Annotated in this window: 2 protein-coding genes; both read left to right on the top strand. The window is 76.5% G+C overall.

Translation table 11 applies throughout. From position 1 onward, the window contains the following. A partial coding sequence (locus tag ABZW14_RS33525; protein ID WP_355355028.1) for a type I polyketide synthase occupies window positions 1–4,683 on the top strand: 4,683 nt, incomplete at its 5' end. Window positions 4,684–4,709: 26 nt separating this feature from the next. Further along, a partial coding sequence (locus ABZW14_RS33520) for a type I polyketide synthase (protein ID WP_355355025.1) occupies window positions 4,710–23,741 on the top strand: 19,032 nt, incomplete at its 3' end.

Genomic DNA, 23,741 nt, shown 5'->3' with positions numbered 1-23,741 from the left:
TCGGGTGGGGACGCGATCGGGGCGTTCCCGGCCGACCGGGGTTGGGACCTGGATGCCCTGTACGACCCGGACGCCGATCGGGCGGGGACGTCCACCACCCGGCACGGTGGTTTCCTGTATGACGCGGCCGAGTTCGACCCGGCGTTCTTCGGTATCAGCCCGCGTGAGGCGCTGGCCATGGATCCGCAGCAGCGGTTGCTGCTGGAGACCTCGTGGGAGGCGTTCGAGTCCGCCGGTCTCGATCCGCGCAACCCCGCGGTCACCACGGGCGTCTTCGCCGGCCTGATCCACCACGACTACGCGGGCCGGCTCGAGACGTCCGAGGAGCTGGAGGGTTACCTGGTCAACGGCACCGCCGGCAGCGTCGCCTCCGGCCGGGTCGCGTACGTCTTCGGCCTGGAAGGGCCGGCCGTCACCGTGGACACCGCCTGCTCCTCGTCGCTCGTCGCGCTGCACCTCGCCGCGCAGGCGCTGCGGGCGGGGGAGTGCGAGCTGGCCCTGGCCGGCGGGGTCACCGTGATGGCCACGCCGAGCGCGTTCGTCGGCTTCTCCCGCCAGCGCGGGCTGGCCCCCGACGGGCGGTGCAAGTCGTTCGCCGCGTCGGCGGACGGCACCGGCTGGTCCGAGGGTGTCGGCATGCTGCTGATCGAGCGGCTGTCCGACGCCCGCCGGCACGGCCACCGCGTCCTCGCCGTGGTCCGGGGCACCGCCGTCAACCAGGACGGCGCGTCCAACGGGCTCACCGCCCCGAACGGACCCTCGCAGCAGCGGGTCATCCGCCAGGCCCTGACCAACGCCCGGCTGACCCCCGCCGACGTCGACGCCGTCGAAGCGCACGGCACCGGCACCACCCTCGGCGACCCCATCGAGGCCCAGGCCCTTCTCGCCACCTACGGGCAGGACCGGGGGAACGGCGCGCCGCTGCTGCTCGGGTCGATCAAGTCGAACCTGGGCCACACCCAGGCCGCGGCCGGTGTCGCCGGGGTCATCAAGATGGTGCTGGCCATGCGGCACGGCCTCGTCCCCCCGACGCTGCACGTGGACGAGCCGTCCCCGCACATCGACTGGACCGCCGGCGCCGTCACGCTCGCCACCGCGCCGACGGCGTGGCCCGAACTGGACCGGCCGCGCCGGGCCGCCGTGTCGTCCTTCGGGATCTCCGGGACCAACGCGCACGTGATCCTCGAACAGCCGCCGGCCACCGACGCCGGGCCGGCCACCGTGGCCGACGCCCCGCGGCCGGCGGTGCCGGTGCTGCTCTCGGCCCGCTCCGCGGAAGCCCTGTCCGGTCAGGCGTCCCGCTGGGCGGGCTGGCTGGCCGGGAACGAGGCGCTGCGCCCGGTGGACGTCGGGTGGTCGTCGGTGACGGCCCGCCCGGCCCTGGACCAGCGGGCCGTGGTGGCCGCCACCGACCGGGACGAGCTTCTCGCCGGGCTGCGCGCGCTGGCCGCCGGCACGTCCTCCGGCGCGCTCGTGAGCGGCGCCGCCGAACGGCGCGGCCCGCTGGCGGTGCTGTTCTCCGGCCAGGGCGCCCAGCGCGCCGGCATGGGCCGGGAGCTGTCGGCGGCGTTCCCGGTGTTCGCGACGGCGCTGGACGAGGTGTGCGGGCAGGTGGACCCGCTGCTGTCCCGGCCGCTGCGCGAGGTGCTGTTCGCCGAGGCGGGCACCGTCGAGGCGGAACTGCTGGACCAGACGGAGTTCACCCAGGCCGGGTTGTTCGCCGTCGAGGTGGCGCTGTTCCGGCTGGTCGAGTCCTTCGGGATCGTGCCGGACCTGGTGGGCGGGCACTCGATCGGGGAGATCACCGCCGCGCACGTGGCCGGGGTGCTCTCCCTGGCCGACGCGTGCCGGCTCGTGGCGGCGCGGGGCCGGCTGATGCAGGCGCTGCCCTCCGGCGGCGGAATGCTCGCCGTGCACGCGTCGGAGGAGAAGGTGCTGGCCTCCCTCGACGGGCTCACCGGCCGGGTGGGCCTCGCCGCCGTCAACGGCCCGTCGGCCGTGGTCGTGTCCGGGGCGGTCGACGCCCTCGACGAGCTGGAGCACCTCTGGCGGGAGCGCGGTGCGCGGACCCGGCGCCTGACCGTCAGCCACGCGTTCCACAGCCCGCTCATGGAGCCGATGCTCGCGCAGTTCCGTAGCGTCCTCGACGGGCTGACCTTCGCCGCGCCGCTCCTGCCGGTCGTGTCCAACCTGACCGGCGCGCTCGCCGAGGGCGACGACCTGCGCACCCCCGACTACTGGGTCCGGCACGTTCGCGAGGCCGTCCGCTTCGCCGACGGGGTCGCCGCCCTGCACCGGGCCGGTGTGGGCACCGTCCTGGAGGTCGGCCCGCAGAGCGTTCTCACCGCGCTGACCGCCGACGCCCTGCCCGAGGGCGCGGACGTCCGGGCGATCGCCGTCGGGCGCAGGGACCGGCCCGAGACCCAGGCAGTGCTCGCCGCCCTGGCCGACCTGCACGTCCACGGCGTCCCGGTCACGTGGGACCCCTGGTTCGCCGGCACCGGCGCCCGCCGCGTCGACCTGCCCACCTACGCCTTCCAGCACCAGCGCTACTGGCCCGACACCCCGGCCCGGCGGCACGCCGGCGCCGCGGACGCCGAGTTCTGGGCGGCCGTGGAGAGCGGCGACCTGACCGCCCTCGCCACCCGCCTCGGTCACGACGCCCTCGACCAGCTCACACCGGCCCTGCCCGCGCTCACCACCTGGCACCGCGGCCGCACCCGGCAGACCACCGTCGACGGCTGGGCGTACCAGGTGACCTGGCGGCGGATCGACCCGGCCGGCCCGGCCGCGGCCGGCGACTGGCTGCTGGTCGCTCCCGACGGCGAGCCGGCCGCCGACCGGATCGCCGGCGCGCTCGCGGCGGCCGGCGCGGAGGTGCGGCGGGTGAGCGTCGACCCGGCCGCCGCCACCCGCGTCGACCTCGCCGCCGGGCTGGGCAAGGCGCTCGCCGACGGGCCGGTCGAGGGGATCGTCTCCCTGCTCGGCCTGCACGACGGGCCGCACCCCGGGCACGCCGCCCTGCCCACCGGCACGGCGGCCACCCTGCTGCTGGTCCAGGCGTTGCACGACGCCGGCGGCACCGCCCCGCTCTGGTGCGTGACCCGGGGCGCGGTGTCCACCGCCGCCGGTGACCCGGTCCGCAGCGCCGCCCAGGGCGCCCTGTGGGGCCTCGGCCGGGTGGCCGGGCTCGAACTGCCGCAGCTCCGGGTCGGCCTGCTCGACCTGCCCGACCAGGACGTCGACCCGGCCGTGCTGGTGGCGGCGCTCACCGCCACCGGCGACGAGGACCAGCTCGCCCTGCGGCCCACCGGCCTGTATGCGCGCCGGCTCGTCCGGGCCGCCCCCGCCGACCCGGCGGCCGCCGAGCGGTGGCGCCCCGCCGGCACCGTGCTGGTCACCGGCGGCACCGGAGCGCTCGGCGCCCACGTGGCCCGCTGGGCGGCCGGCAACGGCGCCGCGCACCTCGTGCTCACCAGCCGGCGCGGCGACGCCGCACCGGGCGCCGCGCAGCTGCGCGACGAGCTGGCGGCCCTCGGCGTACGGGTCACCCTGGCCGCCTGCGACGTGGCCGACCGGGACGCGGTCGCCGCGCTGCTCGCCCGGCTCGACGACGACCCGGCGCCGCTGACCGCCGTGGTGCACGCCGCCGGCCTGAACGACGTGGCGCCGCTGCTCGACACCGGACTCGACCGGCTGGCCGGCGTGCTGGCCGGCAAGGTCGCCGGGGCGGTGCACCTCGACGAGCTGCTCGGCGACCGTCCGCTCGACGCGTTCGTGCTGTTCGCCTCGATCGCCGGGGTGTGGGGCAGCGGCGGGCAGGCCGGCTACGCGGCCGGCAACGCGTACCTCGACGCGCTCGCGGCCCGGCGGCGGGACCGCGGCCTCGCCGCCACCTCGGTGGCGTGGGGCCCCTGGGCCGACGGCGGCATGGCGACCGACGAGGCGCGGCGGGAACTGGCCCGGCGCGGCCTGCGGGCGATGTCCCCGGCCGACGCCCTGCACGCGCTGCGGGTCGCGGTCGGCCGTGGCGGCGCCGGCCTCACCGTGGCCGACGTGGACTGGGCGACGTTCGCGCCCGCGTACGCCTCGACCCGGCCGCGGCCGCTGCTGGCCGACCTGCCCGAGGCCCGGGCGGCCGCGCTGCCCGCCGGCGACGCCCCCGCCGACGGCGGCGCGGCGCTGCGCGAGCGGCTGCTCGCCCTGCCCCGCGAGGAACAGGACCGCCACCTCACCGACCTGGTCCGCGCCGAGGCGGCCGCCGTGCTCGGTCATGCCGGACCCGAGCGGGTCAAGCCCCGGCGGGCGTTCAAGGAACTCGGTTTCGACTCGCTCACCGCGGTGGAGCTGCGCAACCGGCTCAACCGGGTCACCGGCCTGTCCCTGCCCACGACTCTCGTGTTCGACCACCCCGACCCGGCCGCCGTCGCCGGGCACCTGCGCGCCACGCTGGTGCCGACGGCGGACGGCGACGCGGCGGCCGACCCCGCCGAGGTGGCGGTCCGCCAGGCCCTGGCCACCATCCCGCTGGCCCGTATCCGCGAAGCGGGGCTGCTGGACCTGCTGCTCACGCTCGCCGGCGGCGACGACGGCGCCCCCACCCCGGGCGGCGCGGACGTCGACCTCGACGAGATGGACACCGACACCCTCATCAGGCTGGCCCTCGACGGCTCCGGGTCCTGACCCTTGTCCCACGTACGGAGTACATGATGTCCACGAGTGCAGATAAGGTCGTCGAGGCGCTGCGGGCTTCCCTCAAGGAGACCAGCCGGCTCAAGCAGCTCAACCAGCAGTTGACCGCGGCGGCCCGGGAGCCGATCGCCATCGTCGCGATGTCCTGCCGCTACCCCGGCGGGGTGTCCACACCGGAGCAGCTGTGGGAGCTGGTGGCCACCGGCGGGGACGCGATCGGCGGCTTCCCCGCCGACCGGGGCTGGGACCTGGACGCCCTGTACGACCCGGAGACCGGCCGGACCGGGACGTCGACCACCCGGCAGGGCGGCTTCCTCTACGACGCGGCGGAGTTCGACGCCGACTTCTTCGGCATCTCGCCCCGTGAGGCGCTCGCCATGGACCCCCAGCAGCGGCTGCTGCTGGAAACCTCGTGGGAGGCGTTCGAGAGCGCCGGCATCGCCCCGTCGTCGGTACGCGGGCAGAAGGTCGGCGTCTTCGTCGGCACCGCCGCCAACGGCTACGGCGTCGGGCAGGACGGCGGCGCGGAGGGCGCCGACGAGGGCTACCTGCTGACCGGCACCGTCACCAGTGTGGTCTCCGGGCGGATCGCGTACCTGCTGGGGCTGGAGGGGCCGGCGGTCACCGTGGACACCGCCTGCTCGTCGTCGTTGGTCGCCCTGCACCTGGCCGCCCAGGCGCTGCGGGCCGGCGAGTTCGACCTGGCCCTGGCCGGCGGCGTGACCGTGATGGCCAGCCCCAGCGCGTTCGTCGGCTTCTCCCGCCAGCGCGGGCTCGCCTCCGACGGGCGGTGCAAGTCGTTCGCCGCCGCCGCCGACGGCACCGGCTGGGCGGAGGGCGCCGGGCTGCTGCTGGTCGAGCGGCTCTCCGACGCCCAGCGCAACGGCCACCCGATCCTCGCCGTGCTCCGGGGCAGCGCGATCAACCAGGACGGGGCGTCCAACGGTCTCACCGCGCCGAACGGCCCGTCGCAGCAGCGGGTGATCCGGCAGGCGCTGAGCAACGCGGGCCTGGGCACCGCCGACGTGGACGTCGTCGAGGCGCACGGCACCGGCACCACCCTGGGCGACCCGATCGAGGCGCAGGCCCTGCTCGCCACGTACGGCCAGGACCGCGACGGGGGCGACCCACTGTGGCTGGGCTCGATCAAGTCGAACCTGGGCCACAGCCAGTCCGCCGCCGGCGTCGCGGGCGTCATCAAGATGGTGATGGCCCTGCGGCACGGCCTCCTGCCGGCCACCCTGCACGTCGACGAGCCGTCCCCGCACATCGACTGGTCGGCCGGCGCCGTCTCCCTGCTCACCACGGCCCGGCCCTGGCCGGAGCTGGACCGGCCGCGCCGGGCCGCCGTGTCGTCGTTCGGCATCAGCGGCACCAACGCCCACGTCATCCTGGAACAGGTCGCGCCCGCACCCGCCCCGGCGCCCGCCGCCGAACCGTCCGCCCTGCTCGCCACCCCGGTCACCGTCTGGCCGCTGTCGGCGCGCTCCGCCGACGCCCTGCGCGAGCAGGCCGCCCGGCTCGCCCGGTACGTCCGCGCCCGCGACGACCTCGACCCGGCCCGGCTGGCCTGGTCGCTGGCCGGCACCCGGTCGGTGTTCGAGCACCGGGCCGCCGTGGTGGCCGCCGACCCGGCGCAGCTCCTCGCCGGACTGGACGCCGTCGCCGCCGGCACCCCCGCCGGCACCGTCGTCGCGGGCGTGGCCGGTGAACCGGGCGAGGGACCCGTCTGGGTCTTCCCGGGCCAGGGCGCGCAGCACATGGCCATGGCGGCCGGGCTGATCGGCGCCTGCCCGGTCTTCGACGAGGCCCTCGCCGAGTGCCAGGCCGAGTTCGACCGCTGGCTCGACATCGACGTGGTCGCCGTGCTCACCGACACCGACGACTCCTGGCTGGCCCGCTCCGAGCTGGCCCAGCCGGCCCTGTTCGCCGTCGGCGTGGGCCTGGCCCGGCTGTGGCGGCACGCCGGGATGACCCCCCGCGCCGTGATCGGCCACTCCCAGGGCGAGATCGTGGCCGCCCACGTGGCCGGGACGCTGTCGCTGGCCGACGCCGTCAGGGTCCTGGCGCTGCGGCTGCGGGCCCTGGCCACCATCGCCGGCACCGGGGCGATGGCCGCCATCGACCTGCCGGCCGGCGAGCTGGCGGCACGCCTCCCCGAGGGAGTGACCGTCTCCGTCGTCAACGGCCCCGCCACCACGGCGGTCGCCGGGCCGCCGCAGGCCGTCGCCGACCTTGTGGCGGCCTGCACCGCCGACGGCGTGCGGGCCCGGCTCGTGGCGGTCGACTACGCCTCGCACTCCCCGGCCGTGCAGCCGGTCGCCGACCGGGTACGGGCCGAACTGGCCGGCCTCACCCCGCGCGACGGCGACGTCCGGATCATCTCCACGGTGACCGGGGCCTGGCTCGACGGCACCCGCATGGACGCGGACTACTGGGCCGACAACCTGCGCCTGCCGGTGCTGTTCGACAGCGCCGTGCGGACCGCGATCGAGGCCGGCCACACGGACTTCGTCGAGGTCTCACCGCACCCGGTGCTGACCATGTCGCTGACCGCGATCCTGGACGACACCGGCACCACCGGCCGGGCGCTGGCCACCCTGCGCCGCGGCGAGGACGCCCGCGTCCGCCTGCTGACCAGCTTCGCCCTCGCCCACGCCAACGGGCTGCCGGTGGAGCCCCTCCGGTTCCTCGCCCCGGCGCCGGTCCTCACCGACCTGCCCACGTACGCCTTCCAGCGGCAGCGCTTCTGGCCGGAGCGGCTCACGCCGGCCGCCGCCGGTCCCGTCAGCCCCGACGTCGTCGACGTCGAGTTCTGGTCGGCCGTGGAACGCTCCGATGTGGCGGCGCTGGCCGCCCAGCTCGACGGCGGCCCGGCCGACCTGGACGTGCTCGCCCCCGCGCTGCCCCTGCTGTCGTCCTGGCGCCGCGCCCGGTTGCAGCGGGCGGTGCTGGACGGCTGGTCGTACCGGGTGGTGTGGAAGCCGGCGTCCCCGGCCGCCGGCGCACCCGTCCCGGGTGACCTGCTGGTGGTGCGGCCGGTCGACGACCCGGGCGTGGACGCCTGGCTGGACCTGCTCGCCGCCGCCCTGCCCGACGGGGCCGCGGTGCGGGCCCTGCCCGTGGACCCGTCCCGGGTCACCCGCGAGGAGCTGGCCGGGCAACTGGCCGGGCACCGGGAGACGGGCCTGGCCGGGGTGGTGTCGCTGCTCGGCCTGGCGGACGCGCCGTACCCCGGTCGCCCCGGTATCCCGACCGGGCTGGTCGCCACCACCCGCCTGGTGCAGGCCCTGCGGGACGCTGACGTTCCCGCGCCGCTGTGGTGCGTCACCCGGGGTGGGGTCGGCACCGGCCCGGCGGAGCCGGTGGCCAGCGCCGCGCAGCACGCGCTGTGGGGTCTGGCCCGGGTCATCGGCCTGGAGCACCCGGGGCAGTGGGGCGGCATGGTCGACCTGCCCGCCGAACCCGACGCCGCGACCTGGGCGGAGGTCGCCCGGATCCTCACCGCGGGCGGCGACGAGGACCAGTTCGCCGTCCGCCCGTTCGGCACCTTCGTCCGGCGGCTGGCCCGCACCACCGCCCGCACCTCCGGCCAGCTCACGTCGTGGCAGCCGCGCGGCACGGTGCTGGTCACCGGCGGCACGGGCGCGATCGGCGCGCAGGCCGCCCGCTGGCTCGCCGACAACGGCGCCGAGCACCTGGTGCTCACCAGCCGCCGCGGCCTCGACGCCGCCGGCGCCCGCGAGCTGGTCGACGAGCTGACCGCCGGCGGCGTCCGGGTCAGCGTGGTGGCCTGCGACCTGGCCGACCGCGACCAGGTCGCCGCGCTGGTCGCCGGCCTGGATGAGGTGGTACCGCTGACCGCGGTGCTGCACGCCGCCGGCATCACCCAGCTCACCCCGCTGGTCGACACGGATCTCGACGTGTTCGACCACGTCATGGTCGGCAAGGCCGCCGGCGCCGGTCACCTCGACGAGCTGCTGGGCGACCGGGACCTCGACGCGTTCGTCCTGTTCTCCTCGATCTCCGGGGTGTGGGGCAGCGGCGGGCAGGGCGTGTACGCGGCCGCGAACGCGTACCTCGACGCGCTCGCCGAGCAGCGCCGCGCACGGGGGCTCGCCGCCACCTCCATCTCGTGGGGCGCCTGGGCCGAGGGCGGCATGGCCACCACCGAGGAGGCGCAGCGGCTGCTCAGCCGGCGCGGCCTCAACCCGATGCAGCCGGCCGCGGCGCTGCTCGCCCTGCGCCGGGCCGTCGAGCACGGCGAGACCTGCCTGACCGTTGCCGACGTCAGCTGGGAGCACTTCGCCCCCGCGTACGCCTCGGCACGGCCCCGGCCGCTGCTCGACGACATCGCGGAGGCCCGCGAGGCGCTTGCCGACCGTCCGGCCGACCGGGTCGGCGACCAGGCCGCCGTGCTGCGCCAGCAGCTGCTCGCGCTTTCGCGCGCCGACCGGGACCGGCACCTCACCGACCTGGTCCGCGGTCACGCCGCCGCCGTGCTCGGCCACGCCGGCAGCGACGCGGTCCGGCCCAGGCGGGCGTTCAAGGAGCTGGGCTTCGACTCGCTCACCGCCGTCGAGCTGCGCAACCAGCTCACCGCCGCGACCGGGCTGGCACTGCCCACCACCGTCATCTTCGACTACCCCAGTCCGGCGGTCCTCGCCGGACACCTGGCGTCCCTGCTGCGGCTGCCGGAGGCCGGCGCCGCACCGGCCGAGGCGCCGACCGCCGCCGTTGCGGCCGACGAGCCGATCGCGATCGTGGGGATGAGCTGCCGTTACCCGGGCGGGGTCAGCGACCCCGACGGGCTGTGGGACCTGGTCGCGGAGGGCCGGGACGGCATCACCGAGTTCCGCACCGACCGGGACTGGGACCTCGACCGGCTCTTCGCCGCCGACCCCGAGGCCGCGGGCCGTTCCTACACCCGCCACGGCGGGTTCATCGACCGGGCCACCGAGTTCGACCCGGAGTTCTTCGGCATCTCGCCCCGCGAGGCCCTGGCCATGGACCCGCAGCAGCGGCTGCTGCTCGAGGCCACCTGGGAGGCGTTCGAGCAGGCCGCCGTCGCGCCCGACACGCTGCACGGCACGTCGACCGGCGTGTTCGTCGGCGCGTCCCCGTCCGGCTACGGCACGGGCGACGAGACGCGCGACCTGGACGGCTACCGGCTCACCGGCGGCGCGCACAGCGTCATCTCCGGCCGCGTCGCCTACACGTTCGGCCTGGAGGGGCCGGCCGTCACCGTGGACACCGCCTGCTCCTCGTCGCTGGTCGCGCTGCACCTGGCCGTGCAGTCGCTGCGTCAGGGCGAGTGCGACCTGGCCGTCGCCGGTGGCGTGAACGTTCTGGTCACCCCGGGCGCGTTCATCGAGTTCACCCGCCAGGGCGGCCTCGCCGTCGACGGCCGGTGCCGGTCGTTCGCCGCCTCCGCCGACGGCACCGGCTGGTCGGAGGGCGTGGGTGTGCTGCTCGTGGAGCGGCTCTCCGACGCCCGCCGCAACGGCCACCGTGTCCTCGCCGTGATCCGCGGCTCGGCGGTCAACCAGGACGGCGCGTCGAACGGCCTGACCGCCCCGAACGGCCCCGCCCAGCAGCGGGTCATCCGGCAGGCGCTCACCAACGCCGGCCTCACCACGGCGGACGTGGACACCGTGGAGGCGCACGGCACCGCCACCACCCTGGGCGACCCCATCGAGGCGCAGGCGCTCCTGGCCACCTACGGGCAGGACCGGCCCGCCGACCGGCCGCTGTGGCTCGGGTCGATCAAGTCGAACATCGGCCACAGCCAGGCCGCCGCCGGCGTGGCCGGGGTGATCAAGATGGTGCAGGCGCTGCGCCACGGCGTCCTGCCCCGCACCCTGCACGTCGACGAGCCCACCCCGCACGTCGACTGGTCGGCCGGCGCCGTCGAACTGCTCACCGAGGCGCGGCCCTGGCCGGAGACGGGCCGGCCGCGCCGGGCGGCGGTCTCCTCGTTCGGGGTCAGCGGCACCAACGCGCACATCATCATCGAGCAGCCGCCGGCCGCCGTGCTCGACGGCGAGGCGGTCGAGCCGCCCGCGCCGCCGCTCGTGCCGGTGCTGGTCTCCGCCCGCGGCGACGGCGGGCTGGCCCGGCAGGCCCGCCGCTGGGCCGACCGGTTCGCCGCACCCGACCGTCCCCGGCTCGCCGACGTCGGCTGGACGTCGCTGACCGCCCGTACGGCGCTGGAACACCGGGCGCTCCTGCTCGCCGCCGACCACGATGAACTGGCCGCCGGGCTGCGCGCCCTCGCCGCCGGCGAGCCCACCGACGCCGTGGTCACCGGCCGCGCCACCGAACGCGGCCCGCTCGCGATCCTGTTCTCCGGTCAGGGCGCGCAGCGCGCGGGGATGGGCCATTCGCTGTACGCGGCGTTCCCGGTGTTCGCCGCGGCGCTGGACGAGGTGTGCGGGCATCTGGATCCGCTGCTGCCGCGTCCGTTGAGGGCGGTGCTGTTCGCCGAGGCGGGGACGCCGGAGGCGGCGTTGCTGGATCAGACGGTGTTCACCCAGGCGGGTCTGTTCGCGGTCGAGGTGGCGCTGTTCCGTCTCGTGGAGTCGTTCGGGGTCGTGCCGGATCACGTGGGCGGGCACTCGATCGGGGAGATCACCGCCGCCCACGTCGCCGGAGTGTTGACCCTGGAGGACGCGTGCGCTCTCGTGGCGGCGCGGGGCCGGTTGATGCAGGCCCTGCCGGCCGGCGGCGGGATGCTCGCGGTCGCAGCGCCCGAGGCGGACGTCCTGCCGATGCTGGACGGGCTCACCGACCGGCTGGGCATCGCGGCCGTCAACGGTCCGCACGCCGTCGTGGTCTCCGGCGACCTGGACGCGCTGGACGAGCTGGACCGCACCTGGCGGGAGCGGGGTGTCCGCACCCGCCGGCTGGCGGTGAGCCACGCGTTCCACAGCCCGCTGATGGAGCCGATGCTGGCCGAGTTCCGCACCGTGCTGGAGGGGTTGACCTTCCGCGCGCCGCTGCTGCCCGTGGTGTCCAACGTGGCCGGTGCGCCGGCCGACCCGCACGAGCTGACCCACGTCGACTACTGGGTGCGGCACGTCCGCGAGGCGGTCCGCTTCGCCGACGCGATCACCGCACTCCGGGACGCCGGAGTCGACACGTTCCTGGAGATCGGCCCGCAGGGCGTCCTCACCGCGCTGATCCGCGAGACGCTGACCGGGGACGTGCACGCCGTCGCGACCCAGCGCCGGGACCGTCCCGAGCCGCGCGCCCTGCTCACCGGCCTGGCGGAACTCTGCACCGCCGGTGTCGCCGTCGACTGGGCCCCGCTCTTCGCGGGCGCCGCCGCCACCCGGGTGGACCTGCCCACCTACGCATTCGCGGGGGACCGGTTCTGGCTCCGCCCCGCCGGACGGACCTCCGACGTCTCCCGCGCCGGCCTCGGCGCGGCCGGCCACCCGCTGCTGGCCGCCGCCGTCCGGCTGGCCGGCGAGGACGCCGCCGTGCTGACCGGCCGGCTGTCGCTGTCGGCCCAGCCGTGGCTCGCCGATCACGTGGTTGCCGGCCAGGTCATCGTCCCCGGCACCGCGCTCGTGGAACTGGTGCTCCGGGCCGGCGAGGAGTTCGGCCCCTGCCGGGTGGGCGAGCTGACCATCGCCGCGCCGCTGGTGCTCCCCGCGCACGGCGCCGTGCGGGTGCAGGTCCGCGTCGGCCCGCGCGACGAGGCCGGCTGGCGTCCCGTCGCCGTGCATGCCCAGCCCGACGACGACCCGGACGGCGACTGGCTGCGGCACGCCGAGGGCGTGCTCACCGCCGCCGACCCGGCCGACGACGCCGGCCTCGGCGCGTGGCCACCGGCCCGCGCCGTCGAAGCCGACCTCACCGGCTGGTACGACGCCCTCGCCGGCCACGGCATGACCTACGGGCCGGTGTTCCAGGGCCTGCGGCGGGCCTGGACCGACGGCGACGACACGGTCTACGCCGAGGTGACCCTGCCGGCGGCCGGCACCGACGCGGCGACCGGGTTCGGGCTGCACCCCGCCCTGCTCGACGCCGCGCTGCACCCGACCGGCCTGCTGCCCGGCGACGGGACCACCGGGCCGAAGGCGCCGTTCGCCTTCACCGGCGTCCAGGTCCACGCCGTCGGCGCGGACACCCTGCGGGTCCGGCTCACCCGCACCGGCACGGCGGTGCGGCTGCTCGCCGTGGACCACACCGACCGGCCCGTCGTGTCCATCGACTCGCTCGTGCTGCGCGACCTGACCAGCGTCGACCCGCCGGCGGCCACCCAGGCCGCCCGGTCGCTGTTCCGGGTGGCCTGGCAACCCGAACCGCTCACCCCCGTGGACCCGCCCGCCGCGGCGGTGCTCGGCGCGCCGGTGCCCGCCCTGACCGGCACGCCCGCCTACCCGGGGATCGCCGAACTGGTCACTGCAGGCGGCGTACCGCGGCTGGTCCTGCTGCCCGTGCCCGCGACGGCGGCGGCGGAGCTGCCGGCCGCGGTCCGGTCGGCCACTGCCGGCGTGCTCGCCGTGGTGCAGGACTGGCTGGCCGCCGACGAACCGGCCGACGCGCGGCTCGTGGTGGTCACCCGCCACGCGGTGCGGGCCACCGACGACGACCCGGCCGGCGACCTGGCCGGCGCGGCCGTGTGGGGGCTCGTGCGCTCCGCGCAGTCCGAGCACCCCGGCCGGATCCTCCTGGCCGACCTCGACCGGGACCTCGACACGGCCGCCGTCGCGCTGCTCGCGGCCGCCGCCGACGACCCGGCCGCGGCGCAGCTCGCGGTCCGCGGCGACGCGGCCCTCACCCCCCGGCTGGTACGCGCCGACGCCCCGCCCGCGGCCACCCCGCGTCCCCGCGGCGGCACCGTCCTGATCACCGGCGGAACCGGCGCCCTCGGTGGCCTGCTCGCCCGGCACCTGGTCACCGGATGGGGGGTGGACTCGCTGGCCCTGGTGAGCCGGCGCGGCCCCGACGCCGACGGGGCGGCCGATCTGGCGGCCGAGCTGACCGCCCTCGGCGCCCGGGTGCGGGTGCTCGCCTGCGACGCCACCGACCGGGACGCCGTACGCGACCTCGTGCGGCGGCTCACCGACGGCGAACGGCTCGCCGGGGTGGTGCACACCGCCGGCGTCCTCGACGACGCCGTCGTCACCGGCGTCGACCCCGACCGGCTGGCCCGGGTGCTCGCCCCCAAGGTCGACGCCGGTTGGTGGCTGCACGAGGCCACCGCGGACCTCGACCTGGACCTGTTCGTCGTGTTCTCCTCGATCGCCGGGGTGCTCGGCTCCCCCGGCCAGGGGGCGTACGCGGCCGCGAACAGCTTCCTCGACGCCCTCGCCGCGCACCGGCGGGAACGCGGACTGCCCGCGCACTCCCTGGCCTGGGGCATGTGGGACACGGACGGCATGGCGGCGACGCTGCGCGACACCGACCGGTCCCGGGTGTCCCGCGCCGGCCTCGGCCTGATCACCGCCCCGGTCGGCGCCGCGCTGTTCGACGCGGCGGTCGCCACCGACGCCGACACCCTCGTCCCAGCCGTGGTCGACATGCCGGCCCTGCGTGCGGCGGCCCGCGGCGCCGGCGTGCCGCCGGTGCTGCGCGCCCTCGTCGGGACCGTGCCCGTCCGGCGGCAGGCCGGCGCGGCGGCCGCCGGCTGGGCCCAGCGGCTCGCGGCGCTCACCCCCGAGGAGGCGCGCGCCCAGGTCGACCTGCTGGTCCGGGGTCAGGTGGCGCAGGTGCTGGGGCACGGTGGCGCGGAGGCGGTGCCGGTGGACCGGGCGTTCCGGGAGTTGGGTTTCGACTCGTTGACCGCGGTGGACCTGCGGAACCGGGTGAATGCGGCGACGGGGTTGCGGCTGGCGTCGACGTTGGTGTTCGACTATCCGACTCCGGCCGTGCTGGCGGCGTACGTGCATGAGCAGTTGACCGGTGAGGTCGCGGGCCGCGAGGGAGCGGTGGCGACCACGGGGGTGGACGAGCCGATCGCGATCGTGGGCATGGCGTGCCGGTACCCGGGCGGGGTGGAGAGCCCGGAGCAGTTGTGGGAGCTGCTGGCCGCGGGAGGGGACGGGATCGGCGAGTTCCCCACCGACCGGGGCTGGGACCTTGACACCCTCTTCCACCACGACCCCGACCACCCCGGCACCTCGTACGCCCGGCAGGGCGGCTTCCTCGCCGGTGCGGCCGGGTTCGATCCCGGGTTCTTCGGCATCTCGCCCCGGGAGGCCGTCGCCATGGACCCGCAGCAGCGGCTGCTGCTGGAGGCGTCGTGGGAGACGTTCGAGTCCGCCGGCCTGGACCCGGCGCGGCTGCGCGGCTCCCGTACCGGTGTGTTCGCCGGCCTCATGTACCACGACTACGCCTCCCAGGTGCAGGAGCTGCCGGAGGGCCTTGAGGGCTACATCGGCACCGGCAACTCCGGCAGCGTGGTGTCGGGGCGGGTGGCGTACACGTTCGGCCTCGAAGGCCCGGCGGTCACCGTGGACACCGCGTGTTCCTCCAGCCTGGTGGCCCTGCACCTGGCGGTACAGGCGCTCCGGTCGGGGGAGTGCGACCTCGCCCTGGCCGGCGGTGTGACCGTGATGGCCACGCCCGGCACCTTCATCGACTTCTCCCGCCAGCGCGGGCTGGCCGCCGACGGCAGGTGCAAGTCGTTCGCCGCGTCGGCGGACGGCACCGGCTGGTCGGAGGGCGTGGGCGTGCTACTGGTGCAGCGGCTGTCCGACGCCCGGCGGGACGGCCGGCGCATCCTCGCCGTCGTGCGGGGCACCGCCGTCAACCAGGACGGCGCCTCGAACGGCCTCACGGCGCCGAACGGTCCCTCGCAGCAGCGGGTGATCCGGCAGGCCCTCGCGAACGCCCGCCTGAGCGTGGCGGACGTGGACGCCGTCGAGGCCCACGGCACCGGCACCACGTTGGGCGACCCGATCGAGGCGCAGGCCCTGCTGGCCACCTACGGACAGGACCGGCCCGGCGACCGGCCCCTGTGGCTGGGCTCGATCAAGTCGAACCTGGGTCACACGCAGGCGGCGGCGGGTGCGGCCGGGATCATCAAGATGGTCCTGGCCATGCGGCACGGTGTGCTGCCCCGGACGCTGCACGTGGACGAGCCGTCGCCGCACATCGACTGGACGGCCGGGGCCGTCGAACTGCTCACCGAGGCGCGGCCCTGGCCCGAGACCGGTCGGCCGCGCCGCGCGGCGATCTCCTCGTTCGGGGTCAGCGGCACCAACGCCCACGTCATCATCGAGCAGCCGCCCGCCGAGTCAGGCCGCCCGGGCACGACGCCCCAGCCGACCCTGCCCACGCCCGTGCTGCTGTCCGCCCGCTCGGACGCCGCCCTGGCCGCGCTGGCCGACCGCTGGGCCCGCCGGCTCACCGCCGACGACACCGCGCAGCCGGTCGACGTCGGCTGGTCGTCCGTGACCGGCCGCGCCCTCCTGGAACGCCGGGCCGTCATCGCCGCCGCCGACCGCGACGAACTGCTGGCTGGGCTGCGCGCCCTCGCCTCCGGCTCGCCGGCCGGAACGGTGATCACCGGCAGCGGCGCGACGCCCGGCCGGCTCGCGGTGCTGTTCTCCGGTCAGGGCGCGCAGCGCGCGGGGATGGGCCACTCGCTGTACGGCATGTTCCCGGTGTTCGCCGCGGCGTTGGACGAGGTGTGCGGGCACCTGGATCTGCTGCTGCCGCGTCCGCTTCGGGAGGTGTTGTTCGCGGAGGCGGACACCCCGGAGGCGGCGTTGCTGGATCAGACGGTGTTCACCCAGGCCGGTCTGTTCGCGGTCGAGGTGGCGCTGTTCCGCCTGGTGGAGTCGTTCGGGGTTGTGCCGGACTTCGTGGGTGGGCACTCGATCGGGGAGATCACGGCGGCGCACGTCGCCGGGGTGCTGTCCCTGGCGGACGCGTGCGCTCTCGTGGCGGCACGGGGCCGGTTGATGCAGGCCCTGCCGGCCGGCGGCGGGATGCTCGCGGTCGCCGCGCCGGAGGCCGACGTGCTGTCCACCCTGGACGGCGTGCCCGGGCGGGTGGGGATCGCGGCGGTCAACGGGCCGTCGTCGGTGGTCCTGTCCGGCGACCTCGACGCCCTCGACGAGCTGGACCGCACCTGGGCGGACCGGGGCGTGCGGACGCGCCGGCTCAGCGTGAGCCACGCCTTCCACAGCCCGCTGATGGAACCGATGCTGGCCGAGTTCCGGGCCGTGCTGGAGGGGTTGAGCTTCTCGGCGCCGCTGCTGCCGGTGGTGTCCAACCTGAGCGGGGCCCTCGCCGACCCACACGAGCTGACCCGCGCCGACTACTGGGTACGCCACGTCCGGGACACCGTCCGCTACGCCGACGGCGTCACCGCACTGCGCGCCGCCGGTGTGGACACCTTCCTGGAGATCGGCCCGCAGAGCGTCCTCACCGCCCTCAACGCCGACCTGCTGCCCGACGGCGCCACCGCGGTCGCCGTCCAGCGCCGGGACCGCGCCGCCGGAGCCGCCCTGCTGCACGCCCTGGCCGAGCTGCACGTCCACGGCGTCCCCGTGACCTGGACCCAGTGGTACGCCGGGACCGACCCGCAGCGCGTGGACCTGCCGACGTACCCGTTCCAGCACGAGCGCTTCTGGCTCGGCGCCGGCCGGGCCCGCGCGGGCGACGTCACCGGCGCCGGACTCGGCGTCGCCGGCCACCCGCTGCTCGGCGCGGCCGTCACCGTGGCGGGCGCGGACCTGGTCGTCCTGACCGGCCGGCTGTCGCTGGCCACCCACCCCTGGCTCGCCGACCACGTCGTGGCCGGCTCGGTGCTCGTCCCCGGCACCGCCCTCGTCGAACTCGCCGTACGGGCCGGCGACGAGGTCGGCGCCTCCCGGGTACGGGACCTCACCCTCGCCGCCCCGCTGGTGCTGCCCGAGACCGGCGGGGTACGGGTGCAGGTGCGGGTCGGCGCCGCCGACGAGACGGGCGGCCGGGCCGTCGCCATCCACTCCCAGCCGGACGGCGACACCGACTGGACCCCGCACGCGGACGGCGTGCTGGAGCCCGCGTCGACCGACGAGCCCACCCTCGACGCCTGGCCGCCCGCCGGGCTCGCCGAGGTCGACCTGACCGCCTGGTACCCGACGCTGGCGGAGCACGGGCTGTCGTACGGGCCGGTGTTCCAGGGGTTGCGCCGGCTGTGGACCGCCGGCGACGAGGGGTACGCCGAGATCGCCCTCCCCGACGGCGCGGCCGACGAGGCGTCCCGCTTCGGGGTGCACCCGGCGCTGCTGGACGCCGCCCTGCACCCGGTCGGGCTGCTGATCGGCGGCGGGGACGCCCCGCGGGTGCCGTTCGCGTTCGAGGGCGTGCAGGTGCACGCCTCCGGCGCGCGCGTCCTGCGGGTCCGGCTCACCCGGGCTGGCACGGCTGCCCGGCTGGTCGCCGTGGACGAGTCCGGCGCGCCGGTCGTGTCCGTCGACTCGCTGGCCCTGCGGGAGCTGACCGGAGTGGCCGCCCCCGGCGCCGCCGCCCGGTCCCTGTTCGAACTCACCTGGCAGCCGGAGGCCGTCACCCCGGCCGGCGAGACGTCCGGCTGGGCGCTGCTGGCCGAGCCGGCAACCGGCCGGCCGGCCCTGCCGACGTTCCCGACCGTGGCGGCGCTCGCCGAGGCGATCCGCGCGGGCCGGGCCGACGCGCCCCGGGCACTGCTGCTGCCCCTCCCGGCCGCCGCGGAGCTGCCCGCACCCGACGCGGCGCGCGTGGTCACCGCCGACGTGCTGACCGCCGTGCAGTCCTGGCTGGCGGCCGACGTGCTCGCCGACACGACGCTCGTCGTCCTGACCCGGGGCGCCGTGGCCGCCGTTGACGGCGACCGGGTGACCGACCTGGCCGGTGCCGCGGTGTGGGGGCTGCTGCGCTCGGCGCAGACCGAGCACCCGGGCCGGGTCGTGCTGGCCGACCTCGACGGGGAAGTGGACGCCGAGGTACTGGCGCTGCTCACCCGCGTCGCCGCCGACCCGGCGGGCGGCCAGGTGGCGGTGCGCGCTGGCCGGGTGTACGTGCCGCGTCTGATCCGCGCGTCGCTTCCGCCGGCCGGCGAGCGGCCCGCGGTCGGTGCGGGCACCGTGCTGGTGACGGGTGGCACGGGCGCGCTGGGCGCGCTGGTGGCGGAACATCTGGTCACCGGGCACGGGGTGCGGTCGCTGCTGCTCGTGTCGCGGCAGGGTCCGGCCGCGCCCGGCGCGGACGCGCTGGTGGCGCGGCTGTCGGACCTGGGCGCCCAGGTGGCCGTGGTCGCGGCCGACGTCACCGACCGGGACCAGGTGTACGAGCTGGTGGCCGGTGTGCCCGGCCGGCTGGCCGGGGTGGTGCATACCGCGGGCGTGCTCGACGACGGGGTGGTCTCGTCGATCAGCCCGGAGCGGTTGGCGGGTGTGCTGGCGCCGAAGGCGACCGCCGGCTGGTGGTTGCACGAGGCGACGCTCGACCGCGCCCTGGACCTGTTCGTGGTGTTCTCGTCGGCGGCCGGTCTGCTCGGGTCCCCGGGCCAGTCGGCGTACGCCGCGGCGAACACCTACCTGGACGCGCTGGCGACGTACCGGCGGCAGGCGGGCCTGCCGGCGGTCAGCCTGGCGTGGGGGATGTGGGACACGGCCGGCATGGCGGCGTCGCTGGCGGAGGCGGACCGGGCGCGGTCGGCGCGGGCCGGTCTGACGCCGATGAGCGTCGAGGTCGGGCTGGAGCTGTTCGACGCCGCACTGGCCGCGGGCCGGCCGGCGCTGGTGCCGGCCGTCATCGACGTACCGGCGATGCGAGCCGGCCTCGGCGCCGGCGGCCAGGTGCCGGTGGTCCTGCGCGCCCTGGTGGGCCCGGCGGTCGGCCGCCGGCAGGCCGGGCAGGGCGGCGACTGGGCCAACCAGCTGGCCGGCCTGGCTCCGGACGAGGCCCGCACCCGCATCGACCTGCTGGTCCGGGGCCTGGTGGCTCAGGTGCTGGGGCACGGCGGCGCGGAGGCGGTGCCGGTGGACCGGGCGTTCCGGGAACTCGGCTTCGACTCGCTGACCGCCGTGGACCTGCGCAACCGGGTCAACGCGGCCACGGGACTGCGGCTGCCCTCGACGCTGGTCTTCGACCATCCGAACCCTGCCGTGCTCGCCGGGCACCTGTACGAGCAGGTTTCCGGACAGCTCACCGCCCGGCGGACGACGGTGCGGGCCGTCGACACCGACGAGCCGATCGCGATCGTGGGCATGGCCTGCCGGTATCCGGGCGGGGTGGCGAGCCCCGACCAGCTGTGGGAGCTGCTGGCCGCGGGTGGCGACGGGATCTCGGAGTTCCCGGCCGACCGGGGCTGGGACCTCGACGGCCTGTTCGATCCGGATCCGGACCGCAGCGGCACCTCGTACACCCGGCACGGCGGGTTCCTGACCGGGGCGGCCGACTTCGACCCCGCCTTCTTCGGGATCTCGCCCCGCGAGGCGGTCGCCATGGACCCGCAGCAGCGGCTGCTGCTGGAAGCGTCGTGGGAGACGTTCGAGTCGGCCGGCCTGGACCCGGCGCGGCTGCGCGGTTCCCGGACGGGTGTCTTCGCCGGTGTCATGTACCACGACTACGCCTCGCAACTGGCCGACCTTCCCCCCGGCGCCGAGGGCTACGTCGGCACGGGGACCTCGGGCAGCGTGCTGTCCGGGCGGGTGGCGTACACGTTCGGTCTTGAAGGCCCGGCGGTCACCGTGGACACCGCGTGTTCCTCCAGCCTGGTGGCGTTGCACCTGGCCGCGCAGGCGTTGCGGTCGGGGGAGTGTGATCTCGCGCTGGCCGGTGGTGTGACGGTGATGGCCACGCCGGGGACGTTCATCGAGTTCTCCCGTCAGCGGGGGCTCGCCGTCGACGGGCGGTGCAAGTCGTTCGCGGCGTCGGCGGACGGGACCGGCTGGTCGGAGGGCGTGGGTGTGCTGCTGGTGCAGCGGCTGTCCGACGCCCGGCGGGACGGTCACCGGGTCCTCGCCGTGGTGCGCGGTTCGGCGATCAACCAGGACGGCGCGTCGAACGGCCTGACCGCGCCGAACGGTCCGTCGCAGCAGCGGGTGATCCGGCAGGCCCTCGCGAACGCCCGCCTGAGCGTGGCGGACGTGGACGCCGTCGAGGCCCACGGCACGGGTACGACGCTGGGCGACCCGATCGAGGCGCAGGCGTTGCTGGCCACCTACGGGCAGGACCGGCCCGCGGACCGGCCGCTGTGGCTGGGCTCGATCAAGTCGAACATCGGCCACACGCAGGCCGCGGCCGGCGTGGCCGGTGTGATCAAGATGGTCCTGGCCATGCGGCACGGTGTGGTGCCGCCGAGCCTGCACGTGGACGAGCCGTCCCCGCACGTCGACTGGTCGGCCGGGGCGGTTGCCCTGGCGACGGAGGCGACTCCGTGGCCGGCGGTGGACCGGCCCCGCCGCGCGGCCGTCTCGTCGTTCGGCATCTCCGGCACGAACGCGCACGTGATCATCGAGCAGCCGCCGGCGGATGCCGTCGAGGGTCAGGCAGCCAGGCGTTCGACGCTGCCCGTGGCCGAGGGTCAGATGGCGGCCCGGTCCGCGCAGCCTCTGGTCGAGGACCGAGGGGCGGGCCGGTCGGTGCCGCCCGTGGTCGAGGGTGTGCTCGTCGGGCGGGTGCCGGCGGTGGTGCCGGTGCTGATGTCGGCGCGGACGGATGCCGCGTTGGCCGCGCAGGCGGGCCGGTGGGCGCGCTGGCTGGCCGGTGATGAGGCGCTGCGGCCGGTGGATGTGGCCTGGTCGTCGGTGACCACCCGTCCGGCCCTGGAAGAGCGCGCCGTGGTGATCGCGGCAGGTCGGGACGATCTGCTCGGGGCGTTGACCGCCCTTGCCGGCGGGGACCCCTCCGGTGCGGTCGTGACGGGTTCCGCCGCCGGACGCGGCCGGCTCGCGGTGCTGTTCTCCGGTCAGGGCGCGCAGCGCGTGGGGATGGGCCATTCGCTGTACGGGACGTTCCCGGTGTTCGCCGCGGCGTTGGACGAGGTGTGCACGCACCTGGATCCGCTGCTGCCGCAGCCGTTGAGGGCGGTGCTGTTCGCCGAGGCGGACACCCCGGAGGCGGCATTCCTGGATCAGACGGTGTTCACCCAGGCGGGTCTGTTCGCCGTCGAGGTGGCGCTGTTCCGTCTCGTGGAGTCGTTCGGGGTCGTGCCAGACCTGGTGGGTGGGCACTCGGTCGGGGAGATCACGGCGGCGTATGTCGCCGGGGTGCTGTCCCTGGCGGACGCGTGCGCTCTCGTGGCGGCGCGGGGCCGGTTGATGCAGGCCCTGCCCGCCGGCGGCGGGATGCTCGCCGTGAACGCGTCCGAAGCGGAGGTGCAGGCCATGCTGAACGGGCCGGCCTCCGATGGCTCCGCGACTGCCGGCGAAGCTGCGGCCTCCGGTGACGGGCCCGCCTACGCCGGTCGCGCGGACCGCATCGGGATCGCGGCCGTGAACGGCCCGACTGCCGTGGTCGTGTCGGGGGCGGTCGACGCCTTGGACGAGGTGGACCGGGCCTGGGCGGCACGTGGCGTCCGGACCCGCCGGTTGGCGGTGAGTCACGCGTTCCACAGTCCGTTGATGGAGCCGATGCTGGCCGAGTTCCGCACCGTGCTGGAGGGGCTGACCTTCTCGGCGCCGTTGTTGCCGGTGGTGTCGAACCTGACCGGCGCGCTCGCCGACCCCGACGACCTCCGTACCCCGGACTACTGGGTGCGGCATGTGCGGGAGGCGGTGCGGTTCGCCGACGGGGTCACCGCGTTGCGGGCCGCCGGGGTGGGCACGTTCCTGGAGATCGGTCCGCAGAGCGTGCTCACCGCGCTCACGGCCGACATCCTGCCCGCCGACGAGGGCATGCTCGCCGTCGCCGTCCAGCGCCGGGATCGGCCGGAGGCCCACGCTCTGCTGGCCGCGCTGGCCGACCTGCACGTCCACGGCCTACCGATCGACTGGGCGCCGTGGTTCACCGACACCGGCGCGACCCGCGTCGACCTGCCCACCTACGCCTTCCAGCACCAGCGCTACTGGCCGGTGCCGGGCCGCCCCCGGCGCGGCGACGTGTCCGGGGCCGGGCTGAGCGACGCCGAGCACCCGCTGCTCGGCGCGGCCGTGGACCTGGCCGGCGACGACGAGGTGGTGTTGACGGGTCGGCTGTCCCTGGCCGCACACCCCTGGCTGGCGGACCACACGGTGTCCGGCGTGACGCTGGTCCCGGGCACCGCGCTCGTGGAGCTCGCCGTCCGGGCCGGCGACGAGGTCGGCCTGTCCCGGCTCCGGGAGCTGACCGTCGCCACGCCGCTCGTCGTACCCGGCACCGGGGGCCTGCGCATCCAGGTACGGGTCGAGGCGGCCGGCACCTCCGCGCGGCGCGCCGTCACCATCCACTCCCGCCCCGACGACGAGCCCGAGGCGGGCTGGGTGCGGCACGCCGACGGCATCCTCGAACCGTCCTCTCCGGACGAGCCCACGGTGGGTGCCTGGCCGCCGGCCGACGCGTCCGAGGTGGACGTGACCGGCTGGTACGCCGCACTCGCCGAGCACGGCCTGACCTACGGGCCGACGTTCCAGGGGCTACGGCGGGCCTGGGTCGGCGACGGCACGGCGTACGCCGAGGTGGCCCTGCCGGACGACGCGGCGGGCGCTGCGGCCCGGTTCGGCGTCCACCCGGCGCTGCTGGACGCCGCCCTGCACCCGATCGGGCTGCTGCTCACCGACGAGGCGGCCGGGCCACGGGTGCCGTTCGCCTTCGAGGGCGCGCAGGTGCACGCCACCGGCGCCGCCGTGCTCCGGATCCGGCTGACCCGGGCCGGCGGCGGGGTACGGCTGGTCGCCTGCGACGAGTCCGGAGCGCCGGTCGTGTCGGTGGACTCGCTCATCCTGCGCGAGATGGCCGGCCTGCCCGCCCCGGGCGCCGCGTCCCGTTCCCTCTTCGAGGTGCGCTGGCAGGCCGAGGAGGCCCCTGCGGCCCGGCAGACGTCCGGCTGGGTGGTGCTCGGCGCGACCGGCGACGCGACGGCCGAGCTGCCGGGGTATCCGGACGTGCCGGCGGTGCTCGCCGCGGTCGAGGCGGGAGCG

The organism is Micromonospora sp. NPDC004551 (assembly GCF_040609975.1).
Taxonomy (GTDB): Bacteria; Actinomycetota; Actinomycetes; order Mycobacteriales; family Micromonosporaceae; genus Micromonospora.
Note: the sequence above shows the minus strand (reverse complement) of the source record. Positions and strands in the feature narration are given on the sequence as shown.